The sequence below is a fragment of the Novosphingobium sp. FKTRR1 genome, from assembly GCF_020404405.1.
In the GTDB taxonomy this organism is placed as follows: Bacteria; Pseudomonadota; Alphaproteobacteria; order Sphingomonadales; family Sphingomonadaceae; genus Novosphingobium.
In genome coordinates, this window is record NZ_JAIZDA010000005.1 from 53,029 (window position 1) to 71,830 (window position 18,802).

General features: G+C 65.0%; 19 protein-coding genes. 9 read left to right on the forward strand and 10 right to left on the reverse strand.

Features of this window, described 5'->3' with window-relative positions:
* The first annotated feature begins 6 nt into the window (after positions 1 to 6).
* Positions 7 to 429 (forward strand): DUF6152 family protein, encoded by a 423-nt coding sequence (locus LDN95_RS07150; RefSeq protein WP_226016971.1) that lies wholly within the window; start codon positions 7 to 9, stop codon positions 427 to 429.
* Between the two features lie 45 nt (positions 430 to 474).
* On the forward strand, positions 475 to 1,275 hold the full coding sequence (locus LDN95_RS07155; protein ID WP_226016972.1) for an SDR family NAD(P)-dependent oxidoreductase: 801 nt from the start codon (positions 475 to 477) through the stop codon (positions 1,273 to 1,275).
* A gap of 82 nt (positions 1,276 to 1,357) precedes the next feature.
* Here the strand turns inward: LDN95_RS07155 and LDN95_RS07160 are convergent, their stop codons facing one another.
* The 4 genes from LDN95_RS07160 to LDN95_RS07175 form a co-directional block, all read right to left on the reverse strand.
* A complete protein-coding gene (locus tag LDN95_RS07160; protein WP_226016973.1) occupies positions 1,358 to 1,834 on the reverse strand; it encodes a DUF6644 family protein in 477 nt (158 codons plus the stop codon).
* Positions 1,835 to 1,864: 30 nt separating this feature from the next.
* Positions 1,865 to 2,380, reverse strand: coding sequence for a DUF6644 family protein (locus LDN95_RS07165; protein ID WP_226016974.1), 516 nt, complete (start codon positions 2,378 to 2,380; stop codon positions 1,865 to 1,867).
* A gap of 149 nt (positions 2,381 to 2,529) precedes the next feature.
* Entirely contained in the window at positions 2,530 to 3,366 is an 837-nt protein-coding gene (locus LDN95_RS07170) for a nitroreductase family protein (RefSeq protein WP_226016975.1), read from the reverse strand.
* A 140-nt stretch (positions 3,367 to 3,506) separates the two neighbouring features.
* A complete protein-coding gene (locus LDN95_RS07175) occupies positions 3,507 to 4,901 on the reverse strand; it encodes an aspartate aminotransferase family protein (RefSeq protein WP_226016976.1) in 1,395 nt (464 codons plus the stop codon).
* Between the two features lie 248 nt (positions 4,902 to 5,149).
* On the opposite strand from LDN95_RS07175, the gene LDN95_RS07180 reads away from it, so the two are divergent.
* From LDN95_RS07180 to eat, 4 genes are all read left to right on the forward strand, one after another.
* The gene (locus LDN95_RS07180; protein WP_226016977.1) at positions 5,150 to 6,478 is read left to right on the forward strand and encodes a DUF5690 family protein; all 1,329 of its coding nucleotides are present in this window, start codon (positions 5,150 to 5,152) and stop codon (positions 6,476 to 6,478) included.
* A gap of 122 nt (positions 6,479 to 6,600) precedes the next feature.
* Positions 6,601 to 7,986, forward strand: a complete 1,386-nt coding sequence (locus LDN95_RS07185; protein ID WP_226016978.1) for an ethanolamine ammonia-lyase subunit EutB — start codon at positions 6,601 to 6,603, stop codon at positions 7,984 to 7,986.
* On the forward strand, positions 7,983 to 8,792 hold the full coding sequence (gene eutC / locus LDN95_RS07190) for an ethanolamine ammonia-lyase subunit EutC (protein ID WP_226016979.1): 810 nt from the start codon (positions 7,983 to 7,985) through the stop codon (positions 8,790 to 8,792). Before LDN95_RS07185 ends, eutC begins: the two co-directional genes overlap by 4 nt.
* Positions 8,789 to 10,150 (forward strand): ethanolamine permease, encoded by a 1,362-nt coding sequence (gene eat / locus LDN95_RS07195; RefSeq protein WP_226016980.1) that lies wholly within the window; start codon positions 8,789 to 8,791, stop codon positions 10,148 to 10,150. The genes eutC and eat overlap by 4 nt, the downstream gene beginning before the upstream one ends.
* A 153-nt stretch (positions 10,151 to 10,303) precedes the next feature.
* Here the strand turns inward: eat and LDN95_RS07200 are convergent, their stop codons facing one another.
* The 6 genes from LDN95_RS07200 to aspS all read right to left on the reverse strand — a co-directional run bounded on the left by LDN95_RS07200 (position 10,304) and on the right by aspS (position 16,118).
* Positions 10,304 to 10,609, reverse strand: a complete 306-nt coding sequence (locus LDN95_RS07200; protein ID WP_226016981.1) for a hypothetical protein — start codon at positions 10,607 to 10,609, stop codon at positions 10,304 to 10,306.
* Positions 10,610 to 10,621: 12 nt separating this feature from the next.
* Positions 10,622 to 11,161 carry a 2'-5' RNA ligase family protein gene (locus LDN95_RS07205; protein WP_226016982.1) on the reverse strand — a complete coding sequence of 180 codons (540 nt, stop codon included), beginning with the start codon at positions 11,159 to 11,161 and terminating at the stop codon, positions 10,622 to 10,624.
* A 300-nt stretch (positions 11,162 to 11,461) separates the two neighbouring features.
* Positions 11,462 to 12,445 (reverse strand): endolytic transglycosylase MltG, encoded by a 984-nt coding sequence (gene mltG / locus LDN95_RS07210; protein WP_226016983.1) that lies wholly within the window; start codon positions 12,443 to 12,445, stop codon positions 11,462 to 11,464.
* Between the two features lie 110 nt (positions 12,446 to 12,555).
* The gene (gene fabF / locus LDN95_RS07215) at positions 12,556 to 13,812 is read right to left on the reverse strand and encodes a beta-ketoacyl-ACP synthase II (RefSeq protein WP_226016984.1); all 1,257 of its coding nucleotides are present in this window, start codon (positions 13,810 to 13,812) and stop codon (positions 12,556 to 12,558) included.
* A 138-nt stretch (positions 13,813 to 13,950) separates the two neighbouring features.
* Complete coding sequence (locus tag LDN95_RS07220) at positions 13,951 to 14,187, reverse strand: acyl carrier protein (RefSeq protein ID WP_028657713.1); 237 nt, start codon at positions 14,185 to 14,187, stop codon at positions 13,951 to 13,953.
* Between the two features lie 149 nt (positions 14,188 to 14,336).
* Entirely contained in the window at positions 14,337 to 16,118 is a 1,782-nt protein-coding gene (gene aspS, locus LDN95_RS07225; RefSeq protein WP_226016985.1) for an aspartate--tRNA ligase, read from the reverse strand.
* Positions 16,119 to 16,260: 142 nt separating this feature from the next.
* Here aspS and rnd point away from each other — a divergent pair, with 142 nt between their 5' ends.
* From rnd to LDN95_RS07240, 3 genes are read left to right on the forward strand one after another with little or no spacing between them, the layout of a single operon-like run.
* Positions 16,261 to 17,553 (forward strand): ribonuclease D, encoded by a 1,293-nt coding sequence (rnd, locus tag LDN95_RS07230; RefSeq protein ID WP_226016986.1) that lies wholly within the window; start codon positions 16,261 to 16,263, stop codon positions 17,551 to 17,553.
* A gap of 13 nt (positions 17,554 to 17,566) precedes the next feature.
* On the forward strand, positions 17,567 to 18,463 hold the full coding sequence (locus tag LDN95_RS07235) for a hydrogen peroxide-inducible genes activator (RefSeq protein ID WP_226016987.1): 897 nt from the start codon (positions 17,567 to 17,569) through the stop codon (positions 18,461 to 18,463).
* A complete protein-coding gene (locus tag LDN95_RS07240) occupies positions 18,460 to 18,798 on the forward strand; it encodes an SMR family transporter (RefSeq protein ID WP_226016988.1) in 339 nt (112 codons plus the stop codon). The genes LDN95_RS07235 and LDN95_RS07240 overlap by 4 nt, the downstream gene beginning before the upstream one ends.
* The last annotated feature ends 4 nt before the right edge of the window (positions 18,799 to 18,802 follow it).

The window sequence follows — 18,802 nt, forward strand, 5'->3', positions numbered from 1 at the left end:
GCTGCCATGTCCCGCAAGACGATCGTTGCCACTGCCGCCCTGTCGCTGACCGCGCTTGCCGCGATGACCGGAAGCGCCAGCGCGCACCACAGCTTTGCCATGTTCGATCCGGCCAAGGTCGTGACACTGCAGGGCAAGGTCAAGGAATTCCGCTGGGTCAACCCGCACGTATCGCTGCAGGTCGATGTCGCCGCTCCCGCCAATGTGGGCGGCGTCTGGGCGGTCGAACTGACCAGCCCGGGCAACCTGACGCGCCTTGGCTGGAGCCGCAAGTCGCTGAACGTCGGCCAGCGCGTGGCGGTCGAGGTCAATCCGCTGCGCGATGGCCAGCATGGCGGCGGGTTCCGCAAGATCACCCTGCTCGACACCGGACAAGTGTTGCAAGCGCGCCTGATCGACATCGAAAAGGCGGCTGCTGGCGGCCATTGATGGCCACCGGTTCGCGGCCAAGGACACATCGGGAGTAACGACGCCATGGACTTGCTTCTTTCGGGCAAGCGCGCACTCGTCACGGGCGGCAGCAAGGGTATCGGCAGGGCCATCGCCCGCGCCCTGCTTGACGAAGGCGTCCGCGTGGTCATTCCCGGCCGCGATGGCGCAGCAGCCCAAGCGGCAGCGCAGGCACTGGCCGACGAAACCGGCGGCGAAGTCCACGCGCTGGTGGCCGACACCCGCAGCGATGCCGAAGTCGATGCGCTGGTCAATGGCGCGGCCGAACGCTTGGGCGGGCTCGACATCGTCGTCAACAACGCCGCGCGGCCGGGCTTGCCCGCCGCGATCCCCGGCGTGGCCGGGGTCGAATCAGCCGTGCTGCTTGACGAACTCGACACCAAGCTGGTCGGCTACCTGCGTGTCGCGCGCGCTGCCACACCGCATCTGGTGGCCAATGGCTGGGGTCGAATCATCAACATCAGCGGCCTGGCCGCGCGCCAGACCACCACGATCCCCGGCTCTGCGCGCAATGTCGCGGTGGCCGCGCTGACCAAGGCGCTGGCCGACGAACTGGGGCCGAAGGGCGTCAACGCCACCGTTGTCCACCCCGGCGCCACCCGCACCGAAAAGACACAGGCGTTGATCGACGCGCGGGCATCGGCCGATGGAACGACAACCGAGCAGGCCGAAAAGGCGCTGTTCGGCCACAACCTGATCGGTCGGGTGGTCGATGCGGCGGAGATTGGCGGCATTGTTGCCTTTCTGGCCTCACCCCGCAGCGATGCGATCACCGGCGATGCCATTGCCGCAGGCGGCGGCACCCCGCGCGTGATCCACTACTGACGCTCGTACCAAGCAATAAAGGGCGGCGGGAGATACCCTCTCCCGCCGCCCTTTTTGTAAGTTCAGGCGCTGCGTGAAACGCTCAGATCGTGAAGCCGATCCAGCGACCGAAACTGACGATAGTCACCCACAACACCAGCGAAATACCGCCCGAAATGCGCGGTGCAAGCGCCTCGGGTGACGTAGCGCGCGGCTGGACCCAGAAGTGGAACACCGCGACGTTGAGGCCGGCAAGCAGCAGCAATAGCAGCTTGCCCTTGAAGAAGAAGTTCTCGGAATAGCCGATCGGGTTGGCGAAGATCAGCGTCGTGCCGGTTATCGCGGCAAGCGCAAAGCCTGCCCATGTCAACGGCAGCACGCTGCGCAGCAGGTCGTTGACCGGGCGGCTGCCCTGCACCAGCCCCAGCAGGCGCAGATCGACCAGCGCGATCGAGCCGAACACCAGCGTCAGTGCAACGACATGGAACGATTCGACCGTCCCGAACAGCCAGGTGCTGTCGGTCAGTTCGGTGGCCAGCCAGGTATCAGCCAGCGTGTTGGCAAAGTCCTGAAGACTCATGACGGATAGCTTTCGAAATGCAGGAGGAGATCAGGACGGCGCGCCGGGCCAGCCATCGGCATAGGCGATCCAGCGACCGGCATAGATCACGCCGACCCACAGCAGCAGCGATGCCACCGCCAGCAGCGTGTGCAGCGGCGTTCTGGTTACCGCCACCGAGGACTGATCGCCCGTGTCACGCGCGGCAAGGCCATGCGCACGGGTGACCAGCAGCGCCGCCACGATCAGCCCCAGCTTGACCCAGAAGATCGTGCGGAACAACGCGCGGTCAGGTTCGCTGGCGATCAGCAGGAAGCCCGTGAACGCCAGGATTCCGACCGCCGAGTAGAGCACCGGCAGCCATGCATCGAGCACCACGCGCAGGCTGCGCCCTTGTTCGGCAAGTCCCAAAGCGCGCAAGTTGATCAAGGCCGCCCCGATCACCACGGCGGCAATCGCCAGAATGTGCACCACCTGGATCGCCGGGACGATCCACCCGTGCGATGTCACCAGCGCCGTGATCGGCGAGGCTCCCAGCCAGGCGGCAAAGCCGGTCAAGAATTCCATCGTTCACCTTCAAATGTTGCCGAATGGCCGGAAATTGCGCCAATTGGTCCCGATTGTCCAAGACCAAGATGGCGCCGCAAGCCAATTGTAAGAGATCATGAACCCATTTGCAGCGGTCATAAGCCGCCCTTGTTCGGGCACGCGAAGGCTTAACGCAGCGCAAAGCCCAGTGCGCGCAGCGCGGCCTTCAACCGGTCGCGACCGTTGAGAGATGCAGCCGACCGTCCGCGCGCGATCAACAGTGCGCGCCAGCCGAGCACATCCTGCCCCTGCGATGCTTGAAACGCGCGCGCCGTATCGTCGTAGCGGGCAACCGGCTCGCGCTGGGCTTCGAGCGCATAGGCTTCGCGGTGGAGCACCACACCTTGCGGCAGGCGCGGCTTGACCGCGGCGGGGCGCAGCGGATCGGGCTTGCCGACCACCAGACCGAACACCACTGCCGCGTGGGGCGGCAGACCCGCGACGGCAGCGACTTGTTCGGGCTGGTTGCGCAAGGCACCGATGTAGACCGTGCCAAGTCCCAGCGATTCAGCGGCGACCACCGCATTTTGCGCAGCGAGTGCCGCATCGATGGCGGCAACGGTAAAGCTTTCGAGAAAGTCGAAGCCCTCCGAAGGTTGCCCGGCTTCGTCGGCCAGCAGTTTGGCGCGGGCCAGATCGGCAACCCACAGCAGGATCAGGGGCGCCTGCTCGATATGCTTCTGGCCCCCCGCCAGCGCCGCCAGTTCACGGCGCTTGTCGGCGTCGGTGACGGCCACCACGCTCCACAATTGCAGGTTGGAAGAACTTGCCGCCGATTGCCCGGCCGCCACCAGCGTCTCGATCGTACCGGTCGGCAGGGCGTCGGGCAGGTACGCGCGGACCGAGCGGTGCGCCAGCAATTCGGCAATCGTCGGGTTCCAGCGCAGGCCGACAGGAGCGTCGGCACCATAGCGCAGCGTCAGCGCCGCTTCGCTCGCGCCGACGGCAGGATCATCAAGGGCCATGGACAAGTCTCCGCAAAAAAGTGCGCCCAAACAGGCGATTGCCAGATTGATAGGCGCATGCACGGGGCACGTCCTATCAATCTGGCAAATGCGTGCTTGAATTGTCCTCGCCCGGCCCTGCGGGGTTCAGTGGGCCGGGATCAGAGTACTTCGGCGGCGACCGCATCCAGCGCGGCTTTCACACGCGCCAGCAGGTCGTCGATCTGCTCCTCGGTGATGATCAGCGGTGGGCAGAAGGCCACGGCATCGCCGATGACCCGACAGATCACGCCGTTGCCATGCAGTTGCACATTGGCCAGCGCCCCAAGTTGTCCGGGCTTTTCAAGGGCGACTCTGGCCGCCTTGTCGGTCACCAGTTCGATCGCCGCGATCAGGCCCACGCCGCGCACTTCACCGACCAGTGGGTGATCGGCAAGGGCGCGCAAGCCCGCTTGCAGATGCGCGCCAGCCTTCCGCGCATTGCCGACCAGATCGCGTTCTTCGATGATCGCGATGTTTTCCAGACCGACTGCGGCCGCCACCGGGTGGCCACCGGCGGTGAAGCCGTGGCCCAGCGTGCCGATACGCCCCGTTTCCTCGATGATCGGATCGAGCACGCGATCGTTGGCAAGCAGCGCCGACAGCGGCAGGTAGGACGAGGAAATCTGCTTGGACAGCAGGATGATGTCGGGCTTGATGCCATACGTCTCGCAGCCGAACATGTTGCCGGTACGTCCGAAGCCGGTGATCACTTCGTCGGCCACCAGCAGGATGTCGTATTTGGCCAGCACGGCCTGGATCTTTTCCCAGTAGGTTGCCGGAGGCACGACCACGCCGCCCGCGCCCATCAGCGGCTCGGCCCAGAAAGCCGCGATCGTGTCGGGCCCTTCGGCCTGAATCAGCGCGTCCAGTTCCTCGGCGCGGCGTGTGGCGAACTGCTCTTCGGTTTCACCCGGCAGCCCATCCTTGTAGAAATGCGGACAGCCGGTGTGAAACACACCTGCAATCGGCAGGTCGAACGAGCGGTGGTTGTTGGGCAGGCCGGTCAGGCTGGCCGAAGCGAGCGTGACCCCGTGATAGGCGCGCTGGCGCGAGATCAGCTTCTTCTTCTCGGGCTTGCCCAGCGCATTGGAGCGATACCAGACCAGCTTGATCGCGGTGTCGTTGGCCTCTGACCCCGAATTGGTGAAGAACGCCTTGCTCATCCCGCCCGGCGCGATCGAGATCAGCTTTTCAGCCAGATCGATCACCGGCCCGTGCGATTTGTGGGTGAAGGTGTGGTAATAAGGCAGCTTGCGCATCTGGTTGGCCGCCGCATCGACCAGACGCGGTTCGTTGAAGCCGACCGCCACGCTCCACAGACCCGACATCGCCTCGATGAAACGATTGCCGCTGTTGTCGTACACGTAGATGCCTTCGCCGCGTTCGATCACCATCGGCCCGATCTCGGCATGGCGGCGGGCGTCGGTATAGCCATGCAGGTGATAGCGCACGTCGCGCGCTTCTGCCGAATTGGGGCCGGACGAAACGGGATTGGCAAGATCGGTATCGGGCACGGGCAGTTTCCTGATTTGCGGGCACTGTGCCCGGGCGAAACGGAATGGCGATAGACGGTCCGGGCACATCAGGCCAAGGCCTTTTGACCCTTGGCCCTGTGCAGCAATGGCCAGAATGGTCAGCGCCTTCTCACTTCTATCTGCGATCACAGGATTCGGGCAAGCCTGTTCGCGCGCGAACTTGCAGTCACACCACTGTCGCATAGCCCGACCATAGCCACGGCTTTCCGCAACGAAAGGCAAGTCGCGTGCCCCGGCCATCTGTTTCCCCAGCCATACCCAAGGCCCCGCGCACCGACTGGCCAGTGCTGCTGCTGGGCGGATTGGCGGCTTTTTCCGCCTATTTCGCGATGTACGCGTTTCGCAAGCCGATTGCGGCCGCCTCGTTTGCCGGGGTCGACTTCCACCCGCTGGGACTCGATTACAAGTCGGCGCTGATCATCGCGCAAGTGCTGGGCTATGCCTTGTCCAAGCTGATCGGCATCCGCGTGATCGCACAGTTCGGTCGCACCGGCCGCGCGCGCGCGATTGCGCTGCTGATCGGCACGGCGTGGCTGGCACTGGTCGGTTTTGCGCTGCTGCCGCCTGCATGGGGGCTGCTCTGCCTGTTCCTCAACGGACTGCCGCTGGGGATGATCTGGGGGCTGGTGTTCAGTTATGTCGAAGGGCGGCGGGTTTCGGAACTGCTCGGATCGATGCTCTGCGCCAGCTTCATCCTGTCATCCGGGCTGGTGAAATCGGTCGCCACGCTGATGCTGCACAACGGGGTGAGCGAGCAATGGATGCCCGCGGCCACCGGCATCCTGTTCGTGCCGCTGCTGGCGTTGGCCTTGTGGCAGCTCGAACGCCTGCCGCCGCCCAGCCCTGCCGATGAGGCCGAACGCGCCCCGCGCGTGCCGATGGACAAGGCTGCGCGCTCGGCCCTGCTGCGCGAGAACGCCGTGCCGCTTGCCTTGCTCGTCACCGGCTATGTGCTGCTGACTGCGATCCGCGATTTCCGCGACAACTTCGCCGCCGAATTGTGGCAGGCGCTGGGCTATGGCGGCTCGGCCGCGATCTATTCGGAAAGCGAGCTGCCGGTCACCATCGCCGCGCTGGCGGGCCTTGCCGCGCTGATGCTGGTGCGCAGCAACTTGCGGGCGCTGTTGGCGATCCACGCGCTGATCGTGCTCGGCGCGGCGATGCTGGGGCTTGGCACGTTGGCGTTTCAGGCCGGATTGCTTGCCCCGCTGCCGTGGATGATCCTGACGGGAACGGGGCTCTACCTTGCCTATACACCGTTCAACGCGATGCTGTTCGACCGCATGATCGCCGCACTCGGGCGTGCGGGCAACGCCGGCTTCCTGATCTATGTGGCCGACGCATCGGGTTATGGCGGCAGCGTGGCGCTGTTGTTGTGGCGCAATTTTGCCACCCCCGGCCTGGCCTGGCTGCCGTTCTACATCGGCTGGGCCTATGCCACTGCGGTAATCCTTGCCGCGCTGACGATCGGCTCGGCGCTGTCGTTCATCCACCGCGCGCGCAGCGAGAAGGCGACAGCAGGCATTACCGGAAGCGCGGCCCGACTCTCGGCTTGAGCGATCACCCCACCCGCAAAAAAGGGCGGGCACTGCGCGTCGGCCCGGCTTGATCTGCCCTGCCCCGGCGTGGGATGCAGCGGGTTTGAGACGCCCATTCCGGGCGCGGAGCCGACACGCCTTTGCGCTACAGTTGCGATCTTGGTGGCGAACGCCATGCCTTTGGCTCGCTGGCGCACGTGCTGGCCTGCGCCAGTCCGGCGCGGTCGGGCGATGAACTGGCCGGGCTTGCCGCGCACAGCGCCGCGCAGCGGGTGGCCGCGCGCCGGGTGCTGGCCGACCTGCCGCTGGACCACTTCCTGAACGAAGCGCTGGTCCCTTACGAAGCGGACGAAGTTACCCGGCTGATCATCGACAGCCACGATGCCGCTGCCTTTGCGCGCCTTTCGCACCTGACCGTCGGAGGCTTTCGCGACTGGCTGCTCGACACCGTTACCGATGCCGCCGCGCTTGCCGCGGTCGCCCGCGGGCTGACCCCCGAAATGGTCGCCGCCGTGTCCAAGCTGATGCGCAATCAGGACTTGATCGCGGTCGCCCGCAAGGCGCGCGTCGTCACCGCGTTTCGCAACACCATCGGGCTGGAAGGGCGGCTGGCCACGCGCTTGCAGCCCAACCATCCGGCCGATGATCCGCTCGGCATCGCCGCCGCCGTGTTCGACGGGCTGCTGCATGGCGTGGGCGATGCGGTGATCGGCATCAACCCCGCGACCGACAGCGTGCCCGGCGCCGCAACGCTGATCCACATGCTCGACGACTTGCGGCAGGCCTATGACATCCCGACGCAGACTTGCGTGCTGACCCATGTGACCAACGCGCTTGAGATCATCGCGCGCGGCGCACCGGTCGATCTGGTGTTCCAGTCGATCGCCGGTAGCGAAGCCGCCAACCGCGGCTTTGGCGTCGATCTGGCCATCCTGAAGGAAGCGCAGGACGCTGCACTCGGCCTGAACCGGGGAACGGTCGGGCACAACGTGATGTATTTCGAGACCGGCCAGGGCGCGGCGTTGTCGGCCAACGCGCACCACGGCGTGGACCAGCAGACGATGGAGACCCGCGCCTATGCCGTGGCACGCGCGTTCGATCCCTTGCTGGTCAACACCGTGGTCGGCTTCATCGGCCCCGAATACCTGTATGACGGCAAGCAGATCATCCGGGCGGGGCTTGAGGACCACTTCTGCGGCAAGCTGCTGGGCGTGCCGATGGGTGTCGACGTGTGCTACACCAACCATGCCGAGGCCGATCAGGACGACATGGACACGCTGATGACGCTGCTGACCGTGGCGGGTTGTTCTTTCCTGATCTGCGTGCCCGGCAGCGACGACGTGATGCTCAGCTATCAAAGCCTGTCCAACCACGATGCGCTGACGCTGCGCGCAATGATGGGCGTGCGCCCGGCGCCCGAGTTCGAGGCATGGCTTGACCGCATGGGCATGCTGGACGCCGCCGGCGGCATCCGCGCGCTCGCCTCGGGCACGGTTCCGCCTTTGGCCCGGCTGGTGGGCGCATGACCAGCGAGCCGCCCTCACCCGCCCCAACGCTGCAGGACATCTGGACCACCTTGCGCGCGACGACCCCGGCGCGGATCGGGCTGGGCCGGGTGGGCAATACGCTGCCGCTGGCCGACGTGCTCGATTTTCAGCTTGCCCATGCCCGCGCGCGCGATGCCGTCCACGCCCCGCTCGATGCAGACGCGCTGGCCGCCGACCTTGCCCCGCTGCCAGTGGTGCAGGTGTGCAGCGATGCGCCCGACCGGCCGACCTACCTGCGTCGCCCCGACCTTGGCCGCACGCTGTCCAAGGCCTCTTTCAGCGCCCTGCCCCCCGCAGGCGACGGCTGCGACGTGCTGTTCGTGATCGGTGACGGACTTTCGGCAACCGGGGTGCAAAGCGGCGCGGCGGCGCTGGTGCGCGCCTGCATCGCGGAACTTCACGGCTTGTCCATCGGTCCTGTAATCATCGCCTGGCAAGCGCGAGTGGCACTGGGCGATCCGCTGGGCGAGGCCTTGCGCGCGCGCGTGGTCGTGGTGGTGATCGGCGAGCGGCCCGGCCTCAGCGTCGCCGACAGCCTTGGCCTCTACCTGACCTATGGCCCGCGACCCGGCCGCGCCGATAGCGAACGCAATTGCATCTCCAACATCCACGCCGCGGGTGGCCTTTCGCCTGCGGCGGCGGCTGCACTGCTTGGCCGGTTGCTGCGCGAATCGCTGCGCCTTGGCCTGTCGGGCGTCGATTTGAAGGACGATGCCGCGCTGCTGTTGGCCGGCCCTGGAACCGCCAGCGCTTACACCCCGATCGAGGAAACACCGTCGCGATGACCACCAGTCCCGCCAACAGCCTGTCGCAGCGTCTTTCGGTGTTCCACTTGTGGGGGATCGCGGTGGGGCTGGTCATTTCGGGCGAGTATTTCGGCTGGAGCTATGGCTGGGCCGCTGCGGGCACGCTGGGCTTTCTGGTGGCGACGCTGGTCATCGCACTGATGTACGTGGCCTTCATCTTCAGCTTCACCGAACTGACCACCGCCATCCCGCACGCAGGCGGCCCCTTCGCCTACGCCAGCCGCGCGTTCGGCCCATTTGGCGGCGCGGTTGCGGGGTTTGCCACGCTGGTGGAGTTCCTGTTCGGACCGCCTGCCATCGCGCTGGCCATCGGCGCGTACCTCAAGGTCCAGTTCCCCGCGCTCGACCCGGTGCACGCCGCGCTGGGGGCTTATGTGGTGTTCATCACGCTCAACATCGTGGGCGTGCATATTGCCGCCACGTTCGAGCTGTTCGTCACCATTCTGGCAGTCGGCGAGCTGCTCGTATTCATGGGCGTGGTCCAGCCCGCGTTCCATCTCAGCAGCTTCCTGAAGGGCGGCTGGGCGGGCTCCGACCACTTCACCCCCGCAGCCATTGGCGGCATCTTCGCCTCGTTGCCGTTCGCCATCTGGTTCTTCCTTGCCATCGAAGGCGTGGCCATGGCCGCCGAGGAAGCCAAAGATCCGCGCCGGACCATCCCCATCGCCTATGTCACCGGCATCGTCACGCTGGTCTTGCTCGCGCTGGGGGTGATGGTGTTTGCAGGCGGTTCGGGCGACTGGACGCAACTGGCCAACATCAACGATCCGCTGCCGCAGGCGATGAAGCGCGCGGTCGGCGAATCGAGCGGCTGGCTGCACATGCTGGTGGGGCTTGGCCTGTTCGGGCTGGTCGCCAGCTTTCACGGCATCATCATGGGCTATGCGCGGCAGATTTTCGCGCTGGGCCGCGCCGGGTTCCTGCCGCCGGTGTTCGCCCGGCTGCACCCGCGTTTTCACACCCCGCACGTGGCGACCGTGGCGGGCGGCGTGATCGGCGTAGCGACAATCCTCAGCGACAATTTCGTCCACATCGCCGGGCAATCGCTGACCGCCAGCGTGGTGATCCTTGCCGCGTTCGGCGCGCTGCTGATGTACATCGTCTCGATGGCCGCCCTGTTCCGTCTGCGCCGCTCAGAGCCCGACCTCGTACGGCCATGGCGCGCCCCGCTCTACCCGTTCTTCCCCGCGCTGGCGCTGGTGCTGGCAAGCGTCGCCATCGTCACCATGGCCTGGAACAACCGCGAACTGGCGCTGATCTTTGCCGTGCTGATGAGCGGATCGGTCGGCGGCTCGCTGCTCTATCGGCGGGGGACTATGGCGAAGGTTGGGGAGTAAGCGAAGAGCCAACTCCTCCGATTCCCGTCACGCTGAACTTGGTTCAGGGTCCGTCTCTCCGCCTGACACCGCAGCTTCCGGTGGAGGGATGGATGCTGAAACAAGTTCAGCATGACGGAGGTTTGGAGCCATGCAGGCCAGAAGATACATGGGTTAGGAATTAGGGGGTAATTCTGCATTGTATGTAACCATGGAACTGCCCCCCTGAATTGCATCCACTAGCGCAGCGCGAAGATATTGCTCCGTCACTTCACTTGGCTCAATAGTTACTTCGCCCCCCTTTTGCAGGGTCACGAAATCCCATCCTTTTTCTGCTGCGATGCGGAATGCCTGCATTTCAGCCGTTTCAATGTCGAGGCATCGCACAAATATCATAAGCGCATGTCTGGCGCCATGCCTCCGATTGGCTGCCTGATCTGCGACACCTTCCCCTTTGAAAGCGTAGATGCGCCCGTCCATTTCCAATTCCCCTCACCCCCGGCCGCGAAAGCTCCATGTACCTGCTGCTTCCCACGGGCCGCCGCGATAGTGGTGGAGCGCCAGCCCTGCGAAGCTGAATGGGGCATCCCAGCTTTGCGTCGCCAGTTCGGCTTGCAGCGCCTTGGCCTCGGCGCGCGTGACCTTGTTCTGAACCGTCACGTGCAGGCGGGGGCGCGCCTGATCCTGCGCGGTCAGCAGGCCGTGGAAGCGGTCGGCGATGTCGGCGCGAAGATCGAGCATTGCCTCTGAACGGATGCGCAGCGCGGTGCCGCCGCCAAGGTCCATCAACCCGTCAAGCTGCGCCGCCGGAGCCGCGCGGGTGCGGCACAAGTCGGCCAGCACCTGCCGTGCCTCCTCAAACACGAAACCCGGCAGCGCGTGGAACAGCGTGACGTGCGCCGACAGGTGGTTGCGTTCGGGCGGAAAGTGCGCGCGGCGCAAGCCCTCGGCGCGGCCTTGCAGCGCGGCGGGAAGCGTGGCCGTGACAATCAGCGGGGCGGATGGCGGCAGAGCGGTCGGCAGGGATTCCATGCCAAGGCCATAGCGCAAAAAGGGCCGCGCGCGGCGACCCTGATGGGAAACTTTTCTCTATCGGAAAGTCGTTGCGGGAACGTTCGGCCGGGGAGTCGTAGCCCGGGTGGATGGAGGGTTCGGCAAGGCCGGAACGTTCCCGCGAGAGACTTCGCTTGCCTTCCGGGCTTTCCGGTTGGTTAGCGCTGCCTACGGACTAAGTATTAGGGTGCAATCCTTAGCAAAACCTTAAAGAGTCGCGCATTTGTCGCCGGGAAACCCCCACTTTCGCGCCAATCTGGAGGCACTTTGCGCCTCGGCTCAAAGCTCGCCCTTGGCCTTGCGCAGCGCAAACCAGCGCGCGACGTTGCGGTTGTGCTCTTCCAGCGTGGTGGCAAACTGGTGCCCGCCGGTGCCATCGGCAACCATGTACAGCGCGTCGGTTTGCGCCGGATGCAGCACCGCCTCGATCGAATCGCGGCCAGGATTGGTGATCGCACCCCGCGGCAGCCCGACCATGGTGTAGGTGTTGTATCCGTTCACCGCCTGAATCTCGGACTGGCGGATGCGGCGGCCCAGCGGCTTGCCCCGTGTGATCGGATAGATGATCGTGGGATCGGCCTGCAACAGCATGCCGTTGCGCAGACGGTTGGAGTAAAGCCCTGCGACCATGCGCCGTTCCGAGGGCTTGCCGGTCTCTTTCTCGACGATGGCGGCCAGAATCACCGCTTCCTGCGGGGTCTTGGCGACAGTGTCATGGGCACGCTTGTCCCACAGTTCGGCCAGCGTGCGGTCCATCGCCGTCTGCATCCGCTGCAACACCGCCGCGCGCGATTCGCCGCGCTGGAAGGCATAACTGTCAGGCAGGACGCTGCCGTCCGGCGGCACGGCCACCGTACCGGTAAGCAGCGGCTGTGCCATCAGCCGTTCCTGCACCATGATCGAGGGCAGACCTTCGGGGATCGTGACAAGCCGCCGCAGCACGCCTTCCTGCCCTTGCAGGATGGCCAGAATGCGCGCCGCGCTGGCATTGGCAGGCAGGCTGAACTCACCGGCCTTGAGCCCGCCAGCGCTGCCCAGCAGCCGCGCGCGCAGGCGGAAGGCGCTGGCCGAGCCGATCAGTCCCTGCTCTTCCAGCCGCGCGGCGACAACGGTCAAGCCGGCGCCCTCGGGCACCTGAAACGCCGTTTCCTTGTCAGCCGGGCCGGGACCATACCAGCCGTACAGGAACCAGCCCGCATAAAGCAGGCCGAGCAAAAGCGCCGCCAGTGCGGCTGAGCGGAGCGGTCCGAGACGACGGATCATGCCTTGTCTGCCTTTTGCCCGCGCCCTGCCCCGGGCTTTGCTTCGCGCCCCGCTTCTGACTTTGCCTTTGGCCCCGCCATTACCTTTGCCCGGAGTCCTGCGGTTTGCGCTCAGAGCGCCTTGACCACGACACTGGCGTTGGTGCCGCCAAATCCGAACGAATTGTTGAGCGCGGCGCGCACGACACGCTTTTTGGCGACGTGCGGCACCAGATCGACGCCCTCTGTGCCCTCATCGGGGTTATCGAGGTTGAGCGTGGGCGGCACGATCTGGTCGCGGATCGACAGGATGCAGAAAATCGTTTCGACCGCACCCGCGCCACCCAGCAAGTGACCGATCGCGCTTTTGGTCGACGACATCGAGACATTGCCGATGGCATCGCCGAACAGCCGCTTGACCGAGGCCAGTTCGATGGTGTCGGCCATCGTCGAGGTGCCGTGGGCGTTGACATAATCGATGTCGGCAGGGGTCATGCCCGCCTTCTTCAACGCCATTTCCATCGAGCGGAACGCGCCAGAGCCATCGGGGTGCGGCGCGGTGACGTGATAGGCATCGCCTGACAGGCCATATCCGACCACTTCGGCATAGATTTTGGCCCCGCGCGCCTTGGCATGCTCGTACTCCTCGAGCACCACCACGCCCGCGCCTTCGCCCATGACGAAGCCGTCGCGGTCCTTGTCATAAGGGCGGCTGGCCTGTTCGGGGCGGTCGTTGAAACTGCAGTTGAGCGCGCGGGCCTGTGCGAAACCCGCGATGCCGATCGGGCAGATCGTGCTTTCCGCACCGCCTGCCAGCATGATGTCGGCATCGTCATCGCGAATCATCCGCGCGGCATCGCCGATCGAGTGCGCGCCGGTGGAGCAGGCGGTGACGACCGCGTGGTTCGGTCCCATCAAGCCGTACTTGATCGAGACCTGACCCGAGATCAGGTTGATCAGGCGGCCGTGGACGAAGTGCGGTGAAACGCGGCCCGGCCCCTTTTCAGCGAGCACGAGCGATTCGCTTTCGATCCCCGGCAATCCGCCGATGCCCGAGCCGATCGAGCAGCCCGCGCGCAGCCGCGTGGCTTCATCCATTTCGGTGAGGCCCGCGTCTTCGAGCGCCTGTCCTGCGGCATCGATACCGAACACGATGAACGGATCGACCTGGCGCTGGATCTTGTGATCCACGCGCTTGCCCGCATCAAAGCCATATTCATGGCCCGCAGGCTTCACTTCGCAGGCGATGCGGCACTTCTGGTCGCTGGCGTCGAACTTCGTGATCGGCCCGGCACCGGACTTTCCGGCAAGCAGGTTGGCCCACACGGTTTCGACGTCCGCGCCGAGCGGGGTGACGAGGCCAAGACCGGTTACGACGACACGACGCATTGAATTCTCCGGATAACAAGCAAACAGGCCCAGCCCCCTTTTTCAAAGGGCTGAGCCTGCCGAAGTTTTCCCCTGCCACCGCACTCGCGCGGACGGCAGCCCGTCGGCAAGCTCAGGGCAAAACGGGGTTGTGGGCAATCAGCCCTTGTTTTCGTCGATGTACTTGATCGCGTCCGAAACGGTCGAGATCTTCTCGGCCGCATCGTCAGGAATCTCGACGCCAAATTCTTCTTCAAAAGCCATCACCAGCTCGACGATGTCGAGCGAATCGGCACCAAGATCATCGATGAAGCTTGCGTCTTCGGTGACCTTGTCGGCCTCAACGCCGAGGTGCTCGACAACGATCTTCTTAACGCGGTCGGCGGTATCGCTCATTACTCTGCCCCTTCGAAGGAAACGGGTTGTTGTGCCAGTTCAGGAGATCGCCCTAATGGGCGGAACGAAAGCTGGCAAGTGGGACGCTGCGGGACGCCCGTGTGGTGCGCCCCGCGACGATACGATTTTTGTGGCTTGCGCCAAGGCTATCACCCCTTGGACGGCTCCACCACGCGCAAATGCAGCTCGCGCAGTTGCTTGAACTCGGCCGGAGACGGTGCGCCCATCAGCAGATCCTCGGCGCGCTGGTTCATCGGGAACAGCGAGATCTCGCGCAAGTTCTGCACCCCGCACAGCAGCATGACCACGCGGTCGACGCCTGCCGCCATCCCGCCGTGCGGCGGCGCGCCGTACTGGAAGGCACGGTAAAGGCCGCCAAAGCGCTCCTCCACGTCCTGCTTGCTCAGGCCAACGATCTCGAACGCGCGAACCATCGTTTCGGGCGACTGGTTGCGGATCGAGCCCGAGGCAATCTCGTAGCCGTTGCAGACGAGATCGTACTGATAGGCCTTGATCGTCAGCGGATCCTGATTGTTGAGCGCATCGAGCCCGCCTTGTGGCATCGAGAACGGGTTGTGGCTGAATTCGACCTTCTTGTTGTCCTCGTCCCATTCATAGAACGGGAAATCGACGATCCAGCACAGATCGAACCGGCTCTTGTCGATCAGGCCAAGCTGGTCGGCCACGCGGGTCCGGGCAAGACCCGCCAGCTTTGCCGCCTGCGCTTCCTTGCCAGCGGCGAAGAAGCAACCGTCATCGGGACCAAGGCCCAGCGCATCGAACAGCGCGGCCATCTTGTCCTCGCCATGGTTCTTGGCGATCGGACCGCCGAACACGCCGCCCTTGCGGGTGGCATAGCCAAGCCCGGCATGGCCTTCGGCACGCGCCCAGTCGTTCATCTCGTCGAAGAACTTGCGGCTCTTGTCGGCGGTGTTCGGCGCCGGGATCAGGCGCACGGTGCCGCCGCCACCGACGATCTTCTCGAACAGGCCGAAGCCAGAACTGCGGAACTCCTCAGTGACATCACGGATGATGATCGGGTTGCGCAAGTCGGGCTTGTCCGAGCCGTACTTGAGGATCGCCTCATCGTAAGGAATGCGCGGGAAGCTGCCGATCGGCGTCACCGCCTTGCCCTCGGCAAAGCTTTCGAACACCGAACCGATCACCGGCTCCATCGTTTCCCAGACTTCTTCCTGGGTGACGAAGCTCATTTCCAGATCGAGTTGATAGAACTCGCCCGGCAGACGGTCGGCGCGCGGATCTTCGTCGCGGAAGCACGGCGCAATCTGGAAATAGCGGTCGAAACCGGCCACCATCAGCAACTGCTTGTACTGCTGCGGCGCCTGCGGCAGCGCATAGAACTTGCCCGGATGAATGCGGCTGGGCACGAGGAAGTCGCGCGCGCCTTCGGGGCTGGAGGCGGTCAGGATCGGGGTGGAGTATTCCGCAAAACCGGCATCTTCCATGCGGCGGCGCATTTCGCGCACGATCTTGGTCCGCTTGACGATGTTGGCGTGCAGTGTCTCACGACGCAGATCGAGGAAGCGATAACGCAGACGGATATCCTCAGGATATTCCTGCTCGCCCGCCACCGGCAGCGGCAGTTCTTCGGCCGCGGCCAGCACCGTGGCGGTACGGGCATAGACCTCGATCGCGCCGGTCGCCAGGTTGGCGTTGACGGTCCCGGCGCTGCGCGCTTTGACCTCGCCCTCGATGGTGACGACCGATTCGACCCGCAGGCCTTCGAGCAGCGCCAGCGCCGGGCTGTCGGCATCGGCGACGATCTGGGTCATGCCATAGTGATCGCGCAAATCGACGAACAGCACGCCGCCGTGATCGCGCTTGCGATGGACCCAACCCGACAGCCGCACGGAGGCGCCAACGTCGGTCAGCGTCAGGGCGCCGCAGGTGTGGGAGCGATAAGGATGCATCGAGGCTCTTTCCAATCGGTCTGCAATCGGGCAGGTGACGGAGGCGGCCAAGAGGCGAAGGCCGCCGTTTTGTCAAGCCGCCGTCCCCGGCAGGGGGCACCACGCACCCTCGCGGACTGCGCGGGCCATACAGAAAAGTCCGATGAAGATACATCCACTGATCACCACGACCGAGGCGCTGGCCGATCTTTGTGCCCGCCTGTCCAAGGCCAATTTCGTTGCCGTCGATACCGAGTTCATGCGCGAGAACACGTATTGGCCGGAATTGTGCCTGGTCCAGATCGCCGACGAGCATGAAGCCGCGGCCATCGACCCGCTGGCGCAGGGCATCGATCTGACCCCCTTGCTCGACCTGCTGGTCGACAACGAGGACGTGCTCAAGGTGTTTCACGCAGGCGGACAGGACGTGGAAATCGTCTACAACCTGACAGGACGCACCCCGCACCCGATCTTCGACACGCAGATCGCGATGATGGCAATCAGCCAGTCCGAACAGATCGGCTATTCCAATCTGGTCGAAAGCTGGCTGGGCTTTTCGATCGACAAGGGCGCGCGCTTCACCGACTGGAGCCGCCGTCCGTTGAGCGAGCGGCAGATCGACTATGCGATCGGCGACGTCACCCATCTTGCAAAGATCTTCCCGCGCATGCTCAAGCGCCTGATCAAGACCGGGCGCGGCGAATGGCTGGATATCGAGATGGAGCGGCTGGCCGATCCCGAAAACTACCGCTCCGATCCCGAAACCGTGTGGCAGAAAATCCGCGCGCCCAGCCGCAACCCGGCGGTGCTGGGGCGCTTGAAGGCCCTGGCCGGCTGGCGCGAGCGCGAGGCGATGGACAAGAACATCCCGCGCGGCCGGATCATGCGCGACGAAACGCTGGCCGATATCGCCAGCCACCCGCCACGTGAACAGCACGAACTGGCCAAAGTGCGCGGGCTGTCGAGCGGCTGGCGGGAAAACGACATCGGCCGTCGGCTGATGCAGTGCCTCGCCGATGCCAAGCCGCTGACCGATGCGGAAATGCCCCCGCGCGCGCCGCGTGGCGCTCCGCTGGGCAAGGAAGGCGCGCTGGTCGCAGACCTGCTCAAGCTGCTGCTCAAGATCCGCGGCCGCGAGATCGACATCGCCGCCCGCCTACTGGCGCGTACCGATGACCTTGAGGCGCTGGCCGCCGGGCAGCGCAAGGGACTGGCCGTGCTGGAAGGCTGGCGGTTCGAGCAGTTCGGTCGCGATGCGCTTGAACTCGTCGAAGGCAAGCTGGCGTTCGCGGTCGTGGGCGGCAAGCTCAAGATGGCGCACATCGATGACATCGGCAACAACGGCGCGGCGCAGCCCGCCTCCGCTTTGGTCCAGGATGACGACGATGACGATGGTCCGTTGTTTCACGATGATGCGGCCAACGACGACGACACCACCGCCGGTGCGGACGACTGATCGGGCCTGAGGCATGAGCATCTACCTGCCCACGCTCAAGCAGTTGCAATACCTGGTTGCGCTGCACGAGCATGGCCATTTCGGCCGTGCGGCAGATGCCAGCTTCGTGTCGCAGTCGACGCTTTCGGCAGGCTTGCGCGAACTCGAATCGCTGCTGGGGGTGACGCTGGTCGAGCGCACCCGCCGTGTCGTGCGCTTCACCCCGCTGGGCAATCAGGTGGTGGCCAAGGCGCATCGCCTGCTGCGCGAGGCGGAGGAACTGTCCGAGCTTGTCCAAAGCCACGGCGCGCCGCTGTCGGGCGAGTTGCGGATGAGCGTAATCCCCACGATTGCGCCGTTCCTGCTGCCGCGCATCCTGCCGCGCCTGCGCTCAGAGCGGCCGCTGCTCAAGCTGTTCCTGCGCGAGGAGCCTAGCTCCGCCGCGATCGAATCGCTGCACCATGGCCGCGCCGATTGCGTGCTGCTGGCGCTGCCCTTTGCCACTGGCGAGGTAGAGGTGGAGCACTTGTTCAACGATCCGCTCTATGTCGCCTTTCCCAAGGACGACCCGCGCGATCCCCCCGAATTCGTGTCGCCTGCACTGATCGATGAAACCCGGCTGCTGTTGCTCGAGGACGGACACTGCCTGAAGGAGCATGCGCTTGCCGCGTGCAACCGCCCCGAGATGCGCGCCAGTGCGACAATGATCGGTACCAGTCTGCACACGCTGGTGCAGATGGTCGATAATGGCCTTGGGCTGACGATGCTGCCCGAAATGGCGATCGATGCGGGCATCCTGCGCGACACGCGGATCGTGGCACGGCCGCTCAATTCGGACCATGCCTATCGCGAGATCGCGCTGGTTTGGCGCAAGAACTCGCCAAGAAGCGAGGAATTCCGCATGCTGGCAACCGAACTGCGCGCCGGATGAAGCTGTCGCCATTGGCCATCCTGTTCATCGCGATCGTCGCCGAAGTGATCGGCACCACCGCGCTAAAGCAATCCGCTGGGTTCACCCGCCCAATTCCGCTGGTGGTAACCGCGCTCAGCTATGCGCTGGCGTTCTACTTCCTGTCGCTGACGCTTGAGCGCATTCCGACCGGCGTTGCCTATGCCATCTGGTCGGGCGTAGGGATCGTATTGATCACCGCACTGGCGTGGCTGGTCCATGGCCAGAAGCTTGATCAGCCCGCACTGATCGGCATCGGACTGATCATCGCCGGGGTGGCCGTGCTCAACCTGTTTTCGAAATCCGGCGCGGCCTGATCCT

What these genes read in the sequence shown, in the direction of transcription:
- LDN95_RS07170 (WP_226016975.1), bottom strand. Translation starts at nt 3,366, where the DNA reads ATGGCCCTTGATGATCCTGCCGTCGGCGCGAGCGAAGCGGCGCTGACG.
- LDN95_RS07205 (WP_226016982.1), bottom strand. Translation starts at nt 11,161, where the DNA reads ATGGAATCCCTGCCGACCGCTCTGCCGCCATCCGCCCCGCTGATTGTC.
- fabF (WP_226016984.1), bottom strand. Translation starts at nt 13,812, where the DNA reads ATGCGTCGTGTCGTCGTAACCGGTCTTGGCCTCGTCACCCCGCTCGGC.
- LDN95_RS07235 (WP_226016987.1), top strand. Translation starts at nt 17,567, where the DNA reads ATGAGCATCTACCTGCCCACGCTCAAGCAGTTGCAATACCTGGTTGCG.
- eutC (WP_226016979.1), top strand. Translation starts at nt 7,983, where the DNA reads ATGACCAGCGAGCCGCCCTCACCCGCCCCAACGCTGCAGGACATCTGG.
- mltG (WP_226016983.1), bottom strand. Translation starts at nt 12,445, where the DNA reads ATGATCCGTCGTCTCGGACCGCTCCGCTCAGCCGCACTGGCGGCGCTT.
- LDN95_RS07220 (WP_028657713.1), bottom strand. Translation starts at nt 14,187, where the DNA reads ATGAGCGATACCGCCGACCGCGTTAAGAAGATCGTTGTCGAGCACCTC.
- eat (WP_226016980.1), top strand. Translation starts at nt 8,789, where the DNA reads ATGACCACCAGTCCCGCCAACAGCCTGTCGCAGCGTCTTTCGGTGTTC.
- LDN95_RS07155 (WP_226016972.1), top strand. Translation starts at nt 475, where the DNA reads ATGGACTTGCTTCTTTCGGGCAAGCGCGCACTCGTCACGGGCGGCAGC.
- LDN95_RS07200 (WP_226016981.1), bottom strand. Translation starts at nt 10,609, where the DNA reads ATGGACGGGCGCATCTACGCTTTCAAAGGGGAAGGTGTCGCAGATCAG.
- LDN95_RS07150 (WP_226016971.1), top strand. Translation starts at nt 7, where the DNA reads ATGTCCCGCAAGACGATCGTTGCCACTGCCGCCCTGTCGCTGACCGCG.
- rnd (WP_226016986.1), top strand. Translation starts at nt 16,261, where the DNA reads ATGAAGATACATCCACTGATCACCACGACCGAGGCGCTGGCCGATCTT.
- LDN95_RS07160 (WP_226016973.1), bottom strand. Translation starts at nt 1,834, where the DNA reads ATGAGTCTTCAGGACTTTGCCAACACGCTGGCTGATACCTGGCTGGCC.
- LDN95_RS07165 (WP_226016974.1), bottom strand. Translation starts at nt 2,380, where the DNA reads ATGGAATTCTTGACCGGCTTTGCCGCCTGGCTGGGAGCCTCGCCGATC.
- aspS (WP_226016985.1), bottom strand. Translation starts at nt 16,118, where the DNA reads ATGCATCCTTATCGCTCCCACACCTGCGGCGCCCTGACGCTGACCGAC.
- LDN95_RS07240 (WP_226016988.1), top strand. Translation starts at nt 18,460, where the DNA reads ATGAAGCTGTCGCCATTGGCCATCCTGTTCATCGCGATCGTCGCCGAA.